At 48.7% G+C, this 15,649-nt stretch carries 11 protein-coding genes, 2 tRNA genes and 1 rRNA gene (1 of these 14 only partly in view); 10 read left to right on the top strand and 4 right to left on the bottom strand.

Features of this window, described 5'->3' with window-relative positions; genetic code table 11:
- Positions 1-48: 48 nt before the first annotated feature.
- Positions 49-987, bottom strand: a complete 939-nt coding sequence (locus tag Pan161_RS08570) for a DUF1559 domain-containing protein (RefSeq protein ID WP_145225871.1) — start codon at positions 985-987, stop codon at positions 49-51.
- 568 nt (positions 988-1,555) lie between these two features.
- Here Pan161_RS08570 and Pan161_RS08565 point away from each other — a divergent pair.
- From Pan161_RS08565 to corA, 6 genes are all read left to right on the top strand, one after another.
- Complete coding sequence (locus Pan161_RS08565) at positions 1,556-2,296, top strand: DUF2071 domain-containing protein (RefSeq protein WP_145225870.1); 741 nt, start codon at positions 1,556-1,558, stop codon at positions 2,294-2,296.
- Between the two features lie 33 nt (positions 2,297-2,329).
- Positions 2,330-3,253: a LolA-like protein gene (locus tag Pan161_RS08560; RefSeq protein ID WP_145225868.1), complete on the top strand. Its 924-nt coding sequence runs from the start codon at positions 2,330-2,332 to the stop codon at positions 3,251-3,253.
- Positions 3,254-3,305: 52 nt separating this feature from the next.
- Positions 3,306-3,767 (top strand): hypothetical protein, encoded by a 462-nt coding sequence (locus Pan161_RS08555; protein ID WP_145225866.1) that lies wholly within the window; start codon positions 3,306-3,308, stop codon positions 3,765-3,767.
- A gap of 55 nt (positions 3,768-3,822) precedes the next feature.
- Positions 3,823-4,269: a hypothetical protein gene (locus Pan161_RS08550; protein WP_145225864.1), complete on the top strand. Its 447-nt coding sequence runs from the start codon at positions 3,823-3,825 to the stop codon at positions 4,267-4,269.
- Positions 4,270-4,401: 132 nt separating this feature from the next.
- On the top strand, positions 4,402-5,961 hold the full coding sequence (locus Pan161_RS08545) for a carbon-nitrogen hydrolase family protein (protein ID WP_145225862.1): 1,560 nt from the start codon (positions 4,402-4,404) through the stop codon (positions 5,959-5,961).
- A gap of 162 nt (positions 5,962-6,123) precedes the next feature.
- A complete protein-coding gene (corA, locus tag Pan161_RS08540) occupies positions 6,124-7,203 on the top strand; it encodes a magnesium/cobalt transporter CorA (protein WP_145232554.1) in 1,080 nt (359 codons plus the stop codon).
- A 1,052-nt stretch (positions 7,204-8,255) separates the two neighbouring features.
- On the opposite strand, the gene Pan161_RS08535 is transcribed toward corA, so the two are convergent.
- Positions 8,256-9,833 (bottom strand): sialate O-acetylesterase, encoded by a 1,578-nt coding sequence (locus Pan161_RS08535; RefSeq protein WP_145225860.1) that lies wholly within the window; start codon positions 9,831-9,833, stop codon positions 8,256-8,258.
- Between the two features lie 154 nt (positions 9,834-9,987).
- On the opposite strand from Pan161_RS08535, the gene Pan161_RS08530 reads away from it, so the two are divergent.
- Positions 9,988-10,932, top strand: a complete 945-nt coding sequence (locus Pan161_RS08530) for a polysaccharide deacetylase family protein (RefSeq protein WP_145225858.1) — start codon at positions 9,988-9,990, stop codon at positions 10,930-10,932.
- A gap of 9 nt (positions 10,933-10,941) precedes the next feature.
- On the opposite strand, the gene Pan161_RS30485 is transcribed toward Pan161_RS08530, so the two are convergent.
- Positions 10,942-11,103, bottom strand: a complete 162-nt coding sequence (locus tag Pan161_RS30485) for a hypothetical protein (RefSeq protein ID WP_197995774.1) — start codon at positions 11,101-11,103, stop codon at positions 10,942-10,944.
- 4 nt (positions 11,104-11,107) lie between these two features.
- Entirely contained in the window at positions 11,108-13,168 is a 2,061-nt protein-coding gene (locus Pan161_RS08525; RefSeq protein WP_145225856.1) for an acetylxylan esterase, read from the bottom strand.
- Between the two features lie 1,171 nt (positions 13,169-14,339).
- On the opposite strand from Pan161_RS08525, the gene Pan161_RS08515 reads away from it, so the two are divergent.
- From Pan161_RS08515 to Pan161_RS08505, 3 genes are all read left to right on the top strand, one after another.
- Positions 14,340-14,413: transfer RNA gene (locus tag Pan161_RS08515), tRNA-Ile, on the top strand.
- Between the two features lie 95 nt (positions 14,414-14,508).
- Positions 14,509-14,581, top strand: a tRNA-Ala gene (locus Pan161_RS08510).
- A gap of 740 nt (positions 14,582-15,321) precedes the next feature.
- Positions 15,322-15,649: ribosomal RNA gene (locus tag Pan161_RS08505) — 23S ribosomal RNA — on the top strand (it continues 2,562 nt past the right edge of the window).

The raw sequence follows: 15,649 nt of genomic DNA, 5'->3' as shown, positions 1-15,649 counted from the left end.
GATCGAGTATCATAGATTGAGAGACGCTATGGCTAAGTGTGATGCGTTCTAGAACTCACCGATCACATTTTTGTCATTGATCGCAGTCAGATAGATCAGTGTTTCACCATTAATATTTTCGCTGATGAATTGAACTCGCCCATCCCCCAGCAGGAAGTGGCAGCCTCCGGTGTGGGAACTGCTCAAGGTCCACGCGTATCGCAGGCCGTCGGTCTGATTAATGCCGTTGATCAGGTAAATCGTGGAAGGAATGGGGGCGGTTGAAGAACCCTGCCAGTTCCGCACCAATGCGGTATGGTAAGGCCAGTCGCCGTAGTTTCCCGCTGTAGCACTGTTGATGGGTGAAGAACCAATCCAGATTGCTCCTGAACCACGGTCTTCTGTGGTACGTTCGCCGACGACAATGACATTGCTGACGCCATCAGTAATATCTCGTATTCTGGTGGCCGCGTGATTGTTCCACGCACTGGTGTAACCCTGAGTGGTTGCAGCGGTCAGCATGCGGGAAGGAGAGTACAATGCAGGATAGTTTGATTTACCCCATGAGCTGATATTGGTGTTTACACCTTCCATTGGATCGGAAGGGCAGTTGAATGCCGGAATGACCAGGTTGATGACTGTTGGCTGCAGAATCACTCCTGCTGGCGTACGCCAGGGGCCATTCATATTGATCTGGTTATAAATGTTGGTCTGATCCATGAATGGCAGCAGCATGACACTCCAGCCCAGATAACTTTCTGTGGGGATATCACCGGCGATCGTACGGACACTTTCCACCTGCATTTGAGGAAAAGTTCGGTGTGTTTCGTGGTAGTTGTGTAATGCCAGGCCGATCTGCTTTAAGTTGTTTTTGCAGGAGCTCCGGCGTGCCGCTTCCCGCGCCTGTTGCACGGCTGGCAACAACAGGGCAATTAAAATGGCAATGATCGCAATCACTACCAGCAGTTCAATCAGGGTAAAACCCCGTTTTCCATGCAGCTGTCTCATCTTCGTCTCCGAAAAGCATAAAAGAAAAAAAGAAAAGGAAAACACCACAATCTTGAATTCTTATCGCGCTTTCAGAGATCAGAAAGCAGACTCATACGCAGCAATATTGAGACAGGCACACTTGGATCAGGACACGCCCCAACGGGGCTCTACAGGGAATTGCCGGGTATTTAATCTCGTGATAAGAGCGCAAAACTTGTGACTTGAAAAAGAATCAACAGCAAAGGATTGCGAGTCGGGTATCAGAGATTATGGGGCGTTGAAACGCTGTTGATACTGCTCTTTTCAAGTTAACGCATCATTTAACACCCCAGAGTTCAAATAGCAACGAACAAAAATAGAGAAATAGTTTCTTTAGATTGTTAAATAGGAAGGTGAAAACATGCATTTCCATATCTGATATATATTTAAGAAAACAATAAATTTAGAAAAATTTCCCGACTTGCGCGAATTAAGTTCTCCCAATCATCGTTTCTTCTGTCTGCAGAATCTCTTTGACGAAACGTGGGAGATCGATTATTGTTGTATTGTGCAGAGGAGTTCACTCTCTTTTCTCCTGGAGCCATCGATGAAAATTCCCGTGATAGAAGGCATGATTGACCGTCGCATCCTGGCCAATTTTCGTGTTGATCCGGAAGCCATGGCCCGCGTTCTGCCGGCCCCGTTTCGTCCCCAACTGATTCATGGATATGCCATTGGTGGCGTTTGTCTTATTAGACTGACGAATGTCCGCCCCCGGTGTGCTCCCTTTTCCTGGGGAATTCGTTCTGAAAACGCCGCCCACCGGTTCGCCGTCGAATGGGAAGCGGACGGTCAGACGCACCAGGGGGTCTATGTCAATCGGCGGGATACCGATTCCTGTCTGAATGCGCTGGCGGGAGGACGCATTTTTCCGGGAACTCATCACCATGCCCGCTTTACAGTTGAAGAGACGGACGACTGTTTCTCGGTCGAAATGCAGGCCAGAGATGGTCAGGCCCGGATGCAGGTGACAGGTTCGGTAGCCGATGATTTGCCAGCTTCGTCGATCTTTGCCTCGGTTCAGGAAGCGTCTGACTTTTTCGAACAGGGGGCACTGGGGTATTCGGCCAGCAACAGGGCCGGGCATTTTGACGGGTTGGAATTAAGTTGCCGGGACTGGAAAGCAGAACCGCTGCAGGTGGATTCCATCACATCCAGCTTCTTTGATGATCCCACGCGTTTTCCGCCGGGGACTGTCGAATTCGACTGCGCCCTGCTGATGCGGGGCATTCCCCACGAATGGCACAGCCGCCAGGATTTGTGTTGCCCCGAAACTCTCCCGGCCTGAGCAGTTTTATCTCATACTAAAAGGAACACTCGAATGGATGCCCGTGTTTTTCTGACGTTGATCGTACTCGGACTGACTGTGACTCCTGTCAAAGCGGAATTAAAATCTGATTCCCGCCAGCAAATCGATCAGCGGGCCCGGGAGGTTCTGCGCGAATGGAGTGAAGAATGCCTGAGCTTCACAGGAGTACGAGGCGAGATTTTCAGAATCGACTACGATGACGTATTTCGAATCCAAAAGCATTCAGTGGGTACCTTTGGCTATCTGGGACCTCAGCATAGTTTCTTCCGATTCAGTCCCGCGCTGAAAACCCCTGATCCTGACTACCTGAAAAAAACATCTGATGGGAAACCTTATGAATATAAAGAGGGCTACAGTGAAGAATGGCGCTGGCAGAAATCTTGTGTCAGATGCATTGATCACAAAGAAAAAAAGTACGAAGAGTTTAGAGTTATCAAACCACTTCCGCCTGAATCAGAGCTGAAATGGTTTGATAGCTTACGATACTTCACGTATATGGATACAATTACACTCATTCTGCCTGGCGTGCCTGATCAGGCGAAATTTGATGAGTTTATTTCTGATTCTTATCTGCAGGTCATGCGGGAAAATGAGACTCATATCTGGATTGCCGGCAAGCCAAAAAATCGCAGGCACGCAGCCAATTTTCGTGAATTCAAGCTTTACCTGGAGAAAAACCCCTGGAGATTGCGTGCGGTGCAGTATATTCACCCCTCAGGAAATCAGAGTACAATTTGTCACTTCTCGAAAGTGGAGTTCAATCCGCTGGAGTGGGAGGAACCCGATCTGAGCGGCTATCGGAACCTTTCAGAGCGGCCAGTTATTGTACCATGGCCCGAAAAAGAGGATACCAGTTCGATTCAGCAAGAGGCGGGAGCGCAGGTAAACTGGGCCGCCGTCAGAATTGGATTATCCATATTAACGATGATTTTCTAATCTGGGGAACAAAGCCCCGCATCATGTTCCAGTAAAATTCAGGTAGAAATGGATGTCGGAACAGACAGACAAATTCGAAAAACAGCTCAAAGTAGCCGGAGTGTTATTTATGGCACTGGCCGGCTTCTCTGTAATGATGCTGTTATTACTGCCGCTCCATTACATAATGCTGCAGTCAGTGATGGAGACATTTGAGCAGATTGATTTTCCAAAACACCAGAATCGTCCCGATCCCCGGCAGATGTTCCAGAACATGCAGCCCACCATTTATCTAATGTATGGTTTATTGGGGCTCTTCTGCCTGTTGTTTGGGGGAATGTCATTTCTCACTGGGATCAACCTTTACCGGAAAACCCAGCGGAGTATCTGTATTATTGGATCAGCGGCGGTCTGCATCTGGTTCCCGATCGGGACCGTTTTGGGAGTCTGGACACTGATGATCCTGTTTGATAAACAGGCCCAGCCTCTCTTTGAAGCATCGAATCAACTGAGGGATGCAGATTTTTTGTCTTGAATTTCAAAAATATCGATTTGAGTACTCAAACCCAGCTCACTGAGGAAAGCCACTCATGACAGAGAAGAGAGCCCGTCAGTTGAATCTGATCGGTACACTGTTTTTGGTTCTGGGTCTGATCTCAATATTCAACCTTGTGATTTTGAGGAATGTTGGCGATCAGTTCAAAGCGAATGCGGAAGCAACGGCAAATCTGACGTCACTCGAGGGAACCAAATCTGAAAGCAGTGATCAATTTGATTCCATGGTGAACAGCATGGTAATAGGGATGTTCATTGTCTCGATTACCTTTACACTGGTCTGTTTTTTAACAGGGGTCTGTCTCTTAAAGCGAATCAGTTATCGGACCTGTCTCGTCGGTGCCGCAGTGACCTGCATTATCTTTCCTGTGGGGACGGTTCTGGGAGCCTGGGCGATTTTTGTATTAACTGCCAGAGATACGAAATCTCTATTTGAGGACATGGCGAGCGATTCCCGAACAGAAACTGTCAGGGAGACCTGAAAAGGAATTACGGGCAAGGGTATTCCTGGCAACCGCAGAGAAAAGGATTTTCGGGGGCTATTCAAAATCAAGAGTGCTGACGATAATAATCTCGTGCACTGTCCCTGTAGCTGCTTCTCTTAAGGAAAATCAATGGAACCGCTTGATCTGAAGGATTTCGAATGGAAGATCGAAGTCCGACCTTTGACAATGGACGACTTCGATGCCTTGGTGGAAATGGAGCAACTCTGTTTTCCCGGCATGCAGACCTGGGGGCGGGAGCATATTGAAAGCCAACTCAAGCATTTTCCCGAGGGGCAACTCTGTGTAGAAATTGATGGGCGTCTGGCAGCGTCTTCATCCAGTCTGATTCTGACGTTTGATCCCAGTATGGAGTGGCACAACTGGAAAGCGGTCGCGGATGACGGGTATATCCGCAATCATAATCCCAAGGGGGATACGCTGTACGGGATCGAAATCATGGTCCACCCCGATTTTCGCGGGATGAAACTTTCCCGGCGGATGTATGATGCCCGCAAAGAACTTTGCCGTCAGAAAAATCTGACCCAGATGATTATTGCTGGCCGGATTCCAGGATATCATCTACACGCCGACAAATTGACGGCCCGTGAATACATTGACTGTGTTGTAGAAAAGGCGATCTATGATCAGGTGTTGACGGCGCAACTGGCCAATGGATTTTCGGTCCAGGGGCTGATTCCCAATTATCTGCCTTCCGATACCGAATCCTGCGGATATGCGACCTATCTGGAATGGACGAATCTGGACTATAAGCGTGGTGCCAAGCGTCGCTTTCATCACCCGGTCGAACCGATCCGGATTTGTGTCGTGCAGTACCAGATGCGTTCGATTAAAGGCTTCGATGAGTTCGCCCAGCAGTGCGAGTTCTTTCTGGATACGGCATCCGATTATAAATGCGACTTCATCCTGTTTCCGGAATTGTTTACCACGCAACTGCTTTCCTGTGTGGAAGCGACGCGCCCGGGGCAGGCGGCACGCCGGCTGGCAGAATTTACACCACAGTATCTTGATTTCTTTACGGAAATGGCGGTCAAATATAATGTCAACGTAATTGGGGGTTCGCAGTTTGTTGTCGAGCATGGCACGCTGTTTAACTCGTCTTATCTGTTTGGTCGTGATGGAACAATTGGGAAACAGGACAAAATTCATATCACTCCCAGTGAACGCAAGTGGTGGGGCGTCAGTTCCGGCAACCGGGTTGAAGTCTTTGAAACAGACTGCGGTACCATTGCCATTCAGATCTGTTATGACATCGAATTTCCCGAATTGACCAGAATCGCGTCCCAAAAAGGGGCACAGATTGTCTTCGTGCCATTCAATACCGATACGCGGCACGGCTATCTGCGGGTCAGGCATTGTGCCCAGGCCCGATGTGTTGAAAATCATCTGTACGTAGCAATTTCAGGCTGCACAGGCAATCTGCCCTTTGTCGAAAATGCCGACATCCACTATGCCCAGTCAGGAATTTTCACACCCTCTGATATGGAATTCGCCAGTGATGGCGTGGCCGCGGAGTGTAATCCCAATGTCGAAACCGTGATTATTCATGACCTCGACTTCGAACTGTTAAGGCGGCATCGTGAATCGGGCAGTGTGCAGAACTGGAATGACCGCCGCACGGAACTCTATCGGGTGGTCTACAAGGAAGATGGCAACTCCTTCGAGATTTGACCAGTCCCGAATCAGTCTGATCTCGCAGCCCGAGCCTGGATTTCCTAAAATCTGGCTCGGACTGCCTGTGTGATATCTCCCAGGTAGAGTGACTGTGTTCTCGCCTCACCAGCTTCAGGTGTGCGAATGAATCATGACAGCTTTTCCTGCGAGCAAATATCTATGATTGATGCCTATCGGAATACATCAAAAAAAGTCGGCATGCCGCCTGGTTCTCTGATCCATGTGGGTGACTTTAATGAAGAAGATACCCGGATTTCTGTGATCGACTATGGTTCGATTGATGTCGAAGAACCCAGTGTGGAAACAGTGGAAGACCTGCTCAAGTTTCGCGAGAAGGATTCGATTACCTGGGTCTGCCTGGAGGGACTGAAAAATGTCGAAATTACCGAATTGATCGGCAAATATTTCGACATTCATCCGTTAGTGCTGGAAGATATTCTCAATACGCACCAGCGGCCTAAATTCGAAGAGTACGATGATTATCTCTATATCGTTCTGAAAGGTCTCTCCCTGGGAGAGGAGGGAGTCGAGGCAGACGAGTTTAATGTCGATTACGAGCAGATCAGTATTCTGGTGTTCAATGATTTCGTTTTTACGTTCAAAGAGTGGAAGGACGAGTTGTTTCTTCCCCTGATTCAGCGGATCCGCACCAGTACAGGTCGCATTCGATCACTGGGGTCGGATTATCTGACCTATGCGATTTTAGACAGCATCGTTGATCAGAATTTTGTGCTGCTGGACTCCATGGATGAGCGAATTGATGTAATTGAAGCAGAATTATTATCGGATCCCACCTCAAATACCCTGGTTTCCATTCAGCATCTGAAGCGGGAACTAATCAATATACGTCGTTCGACTTCACCACAGCGGGAACTGCTCTCGGCGATCCTTCGTTCTGACCACAAACTGATTGGCGAGAAAACGCATATTTATTTTCGCGATGTTTTTGACCATGTCCTGAGGATTTCTGAATCGGTGGACTCTTATCGTGATATGCTGGCCGGCTTGCTGGATATCTATGTTTCGAGTGTGAGTAACAAAATGAATGAGGTGATGAAAATCCTGACGGTATTTGCCTCGATCTTCATTCCGCTCACATTTATCGCGGGAATCTATGGTATGAATTTTGAATACATGCCCGAACTTCGCTGGAAATGGTCGTACCCGATCCTCTGGGTGGTTTTTATCACATTACCTGTGGTACTGGTGACCTATTTTAAAAAGAAAAAATGGTTGTGAACCGGCCTGTATGAGATTTCTGAATTAAACCCTGACCTGTTGACGGTGGTTCGGGATATTCATCTGCGGGGAGTGGGGGCACTTCTTTTATAATGCCTGGTGAACCCGGGAAGGAGGCCCTGAGCACAGGCACTGTCGGGCAGACCAACCGATGCCACACGGCGGGTAGAGGAAGTTCGATTGTGGAGGGAGCGGATTCGCCAGGACCTCCTGTTCGCTGCGCTCACCCCGGATTACATCCGGGGTTACCCTTTCTTTTGTGTTATATCGGGGGTAGTCAATTCTTATTTGAAGGTCTGCTCTGACAGTTTCCTGTTGTCTGCGACAACCCCGAATTACATTCGGGGCTACCCCCTGATCTGTATATAGTGGTTCGGGTTATTCATCTGCGGGGAGTGGGGGCACTTCTTTTATAATGCGATGTGAAACGGATCAGGGGATGATCGCATCAGCACGGTCGGGCGAGCCGACCGGGGCGCCCGGTCGTTTGGTATTGCTACCACGAAAAACACGAAATGACACGAAAGGGGAGGGGTGATGCTTGGGGTTTGGGAAGCGGGTTTGATTGCATGTTGGATTATTTTGTGGAAGGGCCTGGGGAGGTCAAGGGGGATGAACAGTAAAATGTGGCGAACTGTGTTGATATGGGAACGATGTCTGGCGGTGCTGAGACGATGTCGGGACGAAAACCTGCGAAGTGCGTCGACCCGCAGGCATACATTGGGAACGGGTGTTGTTTTGACAAGTGAATATCTGGAAAAAACAGGCTCATTTATCGTGAAGAGTACGAACAAGTGTCGCGTGTTCCGGTGCACTGTAAACTGGATACGCGCGCGACCCAAAACAACGCTTATCGCCGGTGGCGCGCTGCGGTCAAGTTCATTTTATGCAGCGGGAGTGCGAAAATGTGCAGCAGCAGGTGTGTGGTGTTCAGTCTTACAGGCGAATAGAGATGCGACAGTAAAACGGGAGATCGTCGAGAGTTGATGAAAAAACGCCTCAGAGAAACCTGTTCCCTGAGGCGTTTTGTGATTGAATCATCAGTAGATTGCTTAATGATTATTGATCGTCACTCCAGGCCAGTCGTCCGTACGGAACGGTGTCACAGGCAGGCCCTCTTTATTCTGCACGTTACAGACGGGGTTATCTGCCCAGGCGTAGCGAACGGCCGCTGGATTCGCGACGGCATCACTCCAGACCTCGATTTTATTGCCGCCAACAATTTTCGCATTCGCTTTGACAAACTTCTTGTCTTGGCCGGCAATGGTGAAGCCGATGGGAGTTGTCACGTCGAAGGTATCCAGACCTCCGCCAACATGATCAAAGGTCAGAATCGCTTTGTTGCCTTTGACTTCCATTGACTTGTAACGGGGGCTCTGGTGTACGACTTTCACGCCATAGTCTTTCGCCAGTGCCCAGCGGGCCAGTCGCATGGCGACATCCTGTTTGTTTTTGGGATGAATGTCAGAAGCTTCCCCCAGATTCAGGATGACGGCTTCTCCTGTATTGGGGAGCGCATCCATTGTCATCGTCTGTGCTTCACGCAGTTCCGCCCAGTCGCTGTCAGCGGGATCCGGTTTTTCGCTCCGGAAATCAGCCAATTGAACCCAGTAGAAGGGGAAATCGCCTTGTTTCCATTCATTACGCCAGTTCTGGATCATGAATGGGAACAGTTTTCGATACTGATAGGCACGGCTGGCATTGGACTCACCCTGATACCAGATCGCTCCTTTGATGCCATAACCGATAGTAGGATATAGCACACCATTGTAAATATTGGCCGGACGATGATTACCTGTCAGCGGGTTTCTTGGAGCCCGTGGACGCCGAGGTGCTGCTTTTCCAGCTGCTTTAGCTTTTTTGACTGATTCTTTCCACTGATCCAGGCGTTTGTTATAAGCAGCGACGGCCTGTTCATGGTTATAGGACGCTTCTGTCTTTTCCCATTTTTCCAGCATCTCTTTGAAAGCGGGTTCATCTTCCAGTCGCTTGCGATTCACCCAGGCTTCCGCAGAAGAACCACCCCAGGCATTGTCAATCAGGCCAATGGGCACATTCAGCGTCTGGTATAACTGACGTCCGAAGAAGTAGCCGACGCCAGAAAAATTCTTAACTGTTTCAGGAGTGCAGGCTTCCCATTGTCCATTGAAGTTATCCTGTGGTTCCTGGGTACCGACCTGAGGTACCGATATCAATCGGATTTTGGGGTAATTTGCGGTCATGATTTCCAGGTCGGCATCATTGGATGATCCAACGGTCCAGGCCATGTTGGATTGGCCAGAACAGATCCAGACTTCACCTGAGAGGACATCCTTGAGTGTAACAGAGTCTTTACCCTTGATCGTGATTTCATAGGGGCCACCAACTTTGAGAGGTTCGAGTGTGACTTTCCATTTTCCATTATTGTCAGCCGTAGTGGAATGAGACTGACCATCGACGGTGACGGTGATCTTTTCACCGGGTTCAGCCCAACCCCATAACGGGTTTTTCTGCCCCTGTTGCAGGACCATGTGGTCACCAATAATCGCGGGAAGTTTGATTTCTGCTTGCGCCAGATTTACATTCAATGCGTTCACGGTGATCAGCATCAGTAAAACGGCTGCAAGTCGTCTCAGAGAGGTACAATTCATTTGTAGTTCCTTGCAGGATAAGTAGAATAGAGAAGTGGTAACAATCCAAATCGACTTATAGCTTGATCTGATTGATATCAGAATTCAAGCGAACCCTTTCGAATCACGTCGTCAAATCCAGTATTTCATTTCTTGTAACTCCGTCAGGTGATTTATGAAACATCAATTACTGCTAACATGGTTCTGTGTAATTGCTGCGACCAGTGTCGCTTCTGTTCAGGCGGAACACAAAGAAACAGGGGAGAAACGATATCTCATCATCCACGCCGATGATGCAGGTATGTCGCATTCGGTGAATCAGGCAACCATCGAAGGCATGCAGAAAGGAATTGTCTCGTCAGCGAGCATTATGGTGCCCTGTCCATGGTTCAAGGAATTTGCAGATTACGCAAAACAGAATCCGGATCAGGATTTCGGGATTCATCTGACTCTGAATTCCGAATGGAAAAATTATCGCTGGGGACCGGTTGCATCGCGTGATCAAGTGCCTAGCCTGTTGGACGAGGAGCATTATCTCTGGGACAACGTCGGTCAGGTGATGCAGCATGTGAATGTGAAAGATGCAGAAAAAGAGCTGCGAGCCCAGATCGAGCGTGCGAAAAAATTCGGAGTTCCCTTAAGTCACCTCGATACCCATATGGGGGCCGTCATCAGCCGCCCTGATCTGCTGGAAATGTATGTGAACCTGGGGATTGAGTACCAACTCCCGGTTCTGTTTGTTGCCAATCTTGATCCGAAGAAATATGGCCTGATTGCAGAAAAAGCGAAAGAACTCAAAGAGGTTCTTGAGAAAAATGGTCTGCCCGTGCTGGATGAACTGGTTCAGTTTTATGGCGAACCAGACTATGGAAAGCGAAAACAGGCATACCTGGACGAGTTGCGGACACTCAAGCCGGGGGTAACTCAGATCATTATTCATTGTGGCATTGATAATCAGGAACTGCAGAATATTACCCACAGTTCCTCACGCCGCGATGGAGACCGACGTGTCTTCACAGATCTGGAGGTTATGAAAGAAATCAAGGATCTGGGGATTGAAGTGATTACCTGGAAACAGTTTCATGAAATGGCAAAGCAGAAAGTGGCTGTAACAGAATAATCACCAGATTCAGTTATCATTTTTCTCAATCTGATTCAGCCAGCCTTCCAGAGTGAAATCGGGGGTGCCTTTTTCTTCAGGTTTGAGACACGCCAGTTTTTCCCGGTTTGTGTGATGGATCTGGAAATCAACCAGTGTGGCACCCCGTTGATGCAGGTCTGTTCCATACAATCGTTCAAATGGAATCTGGTTGGCATCCCCCCAGATCCCGGAATTTATGGTAGGCTGATCCCTGATTTCCTGCTCTGTCAGAGCTGGGGTTCCTAACTGCTGATGAATCCAGAGCAGGGCGGCTGGATGTATAATATAAGGCCGGTGTCCTCCCCCCCGGTTCAAACCAGGTTTTGACTTTTCCACTCGCATTTTGCGCCTGGTATATCTGTGACGCTGCCTGGACTGCGGACTTGGTTCCCCGCCAGGCAGTGCCATCATCGTCAGAATCGATAATCCAGTCAGCATCACCATTCATGACCAGAAGGGCACAGTTTGGAGCAGCCAGTGAGAGGAATTCGGGCCAGGTACAGGATTCACGCAGCATTTGATTGGGGATTTTCGTGCAATATTTACTTCGCAGAGTTACATTATCATAGGCCCAGCCTGAGACGATTGCCATTTTCAGGCGAGGTTCCAGTGCCGCCATCCAGCTGGCAACAGCCCCGCCCAATGAATTCCCTGCGACGCCGATCTTCGAATGATCGACATCGTCTCGCTCCTCAAGGAAATCAATGCCTCGCATCGTGTCAAACACCAGTTTACCCATAATTGGTCGACCCGCATTCCAGGCGCGCTCGTGTATCGCTTTCGGATCATGTGCCCGCGTTCCCAGTTTGCCATGAATGTGGCGTTCTTCCTCGCCGATTGGATCAATGGCCAGGCAGATGAGCCCTGCTTTAGCGTACGCTTGCGCCGCGTAATTGTACTGCCACTGGCTTTTACTGCCGCCGTGACCATAGGTGAGCACAATCGCTGGTGCCCGTTGATTAATTTTTTTGGGGCGATAAATGACGGCAGGAATCCGGGAACCGGGCTCGCTGGTAAAGATCCATTTTTCGATCACGATATTCCCGAGTTCAAATTCCCCCCGCTTCTCGCTGTGCAAGGCCCCTTTATTCTGTGGAATTCCCAGCTGGTTTCGCAATTTCTGGCAGGTTTTTGACTTCCAGATCGCAAAATCTTCAGGAATCGGCACTGGTTGATCCGTCTTTTTCAAAGGCTTCGCATTCCACGCGGCTGTATTGATCGCAAAATATTTATTCACAAAAGGGGGCTGTTTACGACTGGCGTACCAGATCCGAAAGTGATTGCCGGGAAGTTTCATGACTGACTGACTGGTGACATAATGCGATTCCCAGGCGCGTTGCGGGTCAGGCTTCAAAACCGGATTATCCGGATGTTTGTACCACTTCAGACCATCAATGCTCACGGCAAACCCCAGAGCAGTCGTGTTTTTTCGCGCAGACCAGTAGCTGCCATACCACATCAGGTAGACATCATCTATTTTCAACACCGTCGGATAAAACAGACGCCCCGATTCCCAGTTCTGATCGACTTCCAACACCGGGTCTGGTGAAACCCGCCAGCGTTTTCCATCCAGGCTGGAAGCGTGTTTGAAACTCCAAGGCTCGGAGGAAACATCGGTAAACCACATCTGGTAAGTGCGACCGGTTTTAAGGATGGTCGGGGCATAGACATGTTTCAACTCAGCAGCGCCAGGTTTTTTCCAATGAATTCCGTCGGGGCTGGCTGTCTCATAAAGTTCATGCAGGCCGGTTGAGTCCTGAAAATCCGCAGAGGAAAACCACATTCGCAGCTGCCCGGTTTCCCGTAATGTCTGTCCTTCCGGAGATCGCAATAGAGTGGGAGTCAGAATCGAACGTTGGAAGTCTCCAAAGTTAAATACGGGATTATTAGCTGCTTTCTGGAACCGGATGCCATCGCCGCTGGTTGCCAGTCCCATTTGAAACACGCGGTTTTTGACCGAATTCTGGGAGCCGCAGTACCAGAGTGAATAGCGGCCCTCTTCAAAGCTGACACAGGGTGCAAACAGATGTGTGTCGTCAAAAGTACCTGTTTTTCCAAGCTCAATGACAGGGCCATCTGTATCACGCACCCATTTCTGAGATGCCAGCCAGGGGCGCAGTTCCTCGGGAACACGCGATTCAGCGGTAAGGAGAGCAGGCAGGCACAGTAAGATCAATGGAGAGAAGCTGGAGCAATAAAAGGGGCGCCAGGGCACGATAAACCTCGCTGTACATGGTTTGGATCAGCAGTTTTCAGCATTGATCCTAAACGGCCTCCGCTTGAATCTCAAAGTGAATTTCAAAAAAAATCCCCCGCAGACTGATTATCTGCAGGGGACCATTTTTAAAGATAGAAACGATCTATCTTTTTCAGGAGGTTCTATTGTGGGGGGCTGTTAGCAGTGGGACTTTCGATACAACAGTTTCCCCCGGTTTCGCAGCAGGAGAGTTGTCTCTCGCAGCAGGTTTTTTCTGCCAGACAGCATTGCACTTTCTGTTCACAACAGGCCAGGTCTTTCAGGCAGCAGTCTGCTTTGGTAGACGTGGTACAACAGGTTTGACCCTGTATGCAACAGGCCAGATTCAGTTCGCAACAGTTGGATATATCTGTTTGTGAGTGTGCTGAAGCAGTTACTCCCAGCCCAACGGATAACATTGTGGCGGTAATCATTTTCGATAACATCTGACGACTCCTTAAGAATGGATCGGTGAATGTATTGCTGATAGTAGATGAAACTTGAGTACACGGTTTCGGGTGATCAGCAGATCCAGACGCAGTGCAGCAGATATAATGGGCGTGATTTTGCCTGAGAATAATGAGGGGCTTCGACTCCCGTCTGGCCAGACGGAGTTTGCGGTCTGGAATCATGCAGTTCAGAAATTCCTGTATCAGGTACAGGAAAATGATTCTTGGAAGTCGCAAGAACCTGCATGACTCTACAATGACAGTCATCGCTCGAGGCTGGTGAGACCGGATGGTGGCCAGGGGAGACATGAGACGGGCAACAGTGCGGATCACCCGAAAAAGCCGGGTAATGCGATTGCTTGTCTGGAGTACAACTTCCGCTACCGACGGTGGTCAAACTGGACATTAATGCCAGCGATAAACCAGATTTGAGCAGAAGATGGAACATGATAATATCTCTCGGACAAATAGTCGTACAGGGAATTCATAGAAAGAACACATCCCCTGAATCTCTGCCTGATACTACGGCGTTACTGTGGGAACTGTTGGAATACTCTTTCTGTACTTTAAAAGCGGACTGCGAACCTGTTCGCAGCAGGGGTGTCTTTTAGCGTGAAGAAAATGTAATTTTTTGTGAAACTAGTGTCGAAAGAGACTTTACAGCAACAACATAAGAAGACAGAATACGCGTCCTCTTATTGGGGCGTATAGCTCAGTTGGTTAGAGCGCAGCTCTGATAAAGCTGAGGTCCGTGGTTCGAATCCACGTACGCCCATTTTTTTTCTTCTTTAAGAGGTGCTCCGGTTGATTTGCAGCTATTTGGTTGCACTATCGGAGTTTGTCGGCAATAGTTGTTGTCGGCATCTGTTTGGGGACGTAGCTCAATTGGGAGAGCGCCGCCCTTGCAAGGCGGAGGTTGCCGGTTCGATCCCGGTCGTCTCCATTGTCTTTCAGAGAGTTGAGTGATCTGTGCCTTTTAGAGGTCGTAAATCAGGTCTCAGTTCTTTCTGGAAAACTTTTGGGGAAACTTTTCCCAGTGGGTTGACGGGTGGTTTCTGACTGGTTAAGATCCCGCTCCGCCAGTTGTTGTTGACAGCAGTTGTTAATGGCAAGTGGTTGTCACGAAAGAGTTTGTGGCAAAAAAACTTCCAGGGAATTTGTTCTCTCTGGCTTGACGAGTGGTTTCTGTCTGGTTAAGATCTCACTCCTTCACTTGTTCTTAATGAATGTTGTTAGGTGCAAGTGGTTGTCGCGAAACGGTTTGTGGCAAGATGATGTTTGAGAGGTTTTGGAAAAAGTTTTCAAATTTGTTTCTCGGACGGTTGACTTTCTGAGAGACAGCGATAAGATGACTCTCTCAGCTGACTTAAGTCGATTGAATCGAATTCAGCAGTGCTGGTTTTGATTCAGCTGATTTTGGTTGGCTGTTTTTCTCTGGGGGTAACCCTGAGAATCAATGTTCTTTGACAATTTGGTAAAAGTAATAAGTGGCATCTATAAACGATAGAGTTCTCAAATTACAATATCAATTCTTTGGAATGGTATTGTTTTTCCGAGATTTTGTTCTTAGGCAAATCGACTCAAGTGCAAGGTTGTTATGCAAGACCTTGTGAATTGAGATCGGGTTGTAATGTTTTTGGCTCCCGCAAGGCAATGTGTCGAGTGTGAGGTAAAAATTATTACGGCTAAGCTATTAAGGGCGTATGGGGGATGTCTTGGCATCAGATGGCGATGAAGGGCGTGGAAGACTGCGATAATCTTGGGGAAGTTGTCAAACGAGCGTTGATCCCGAGGTTCCCGAATTATCATATACTGAATACATAGGTATATGAGGCACACGCGGTGAACTGAAACATCTCAGTAACCGCAGGAAAGGAAAGCAACAGCGACTTCGTGAGTAGCGGCGAGCGAAAGCGAATCTAGCCTAAACCGTCTTGCTTCGGCATGGCGGGGTTGTGGGGCTTGTCATTGTGAAGTTACAAAACTGTTTGTTAGAAGAATTCGTTGGAAA

This window comes from Gimesia algae (genome assembly GCF_007746795.1).
Lineage (GTDB): Bacteria > Planctomycetota > Planctomycetia > Planctomycetales > Planctomycetaceae > Gimesia > Gimesia algae.
The sequence above is the reverse complement of the archived record's forward strand: the minus strand, read 5'-3'. Positions and strand labels throughout refer to the sequence as shown.

What these genes read in the sequence shown, in the direction of transcription:
- Pan161_RS08570 (WP_145225871.1), bottom strand. Translation starts at nt 987, where the DNA reads ATGAGACAGCTGCATGGAAAACGGGGTTTTACCCTGATTGAACTGCTG.
- Pan161_RS08565 (WP_145225870.1), top strand. Translation starts at nt 1,556, where the DNA reads ATGAAAATTCCCGTGATAGAAGGCATGATTGACCGTCGCATCCTGGCC.
- Pan161_RS08560 (WP_145225868.1), top strand. Translation starts at nt 2,330, where the DNA reads ATGGATGCCCGTGTTTTTCTGACGTTGATCGTACTCGGACTGACTGTG.
- Pan161_RS08555 (WP_145225866.1), top strand. Translation starts at nt 3,306, where the DNA reads ATGTCGGAACAGACAGACAAATTCGAAAAACAGCTCAAAGTAGCCGGA.
- Pan161_RS08550 (WP_145225864.1), top strand. Translation starts at nt 3,823, where the DNA reads ATGACAGAGAAGAGAGCCCGTCAGTTGAATCTGATCGGTACACTGTTT.
- Pan161_RS08545 (WP_145225862.1), top strand. Translation starts at nt 4,402, where the DNA reads ATGGAACCGCTTGATCTGAAGGATTTCGAATGGAAGATCGAAGTCCGA.
- corA (WP_145232554.1), top strand. Translation starts at nt 6,124, where the DNA reads ATGATTGATGCCTATCGGAATACATCAAAAAAAGTCGGCATGCCGCCT.
- Pan161_RS08535 (WP_145225860.1), bottom strand. Translation starts at nt 9,833, where the DNA reads ATGAATTGTACCTCTCTGAGACGACTTGCAGCCGTTTTACTGATGCTG.
- Pan161_RS08530 (WP_145225858.1), top strand. Translation starts at nt 9,988, where the DNA reads ATGAAACATCAATTACTGCTAACATGGTTCTGTGTAATTGCTGCGACC.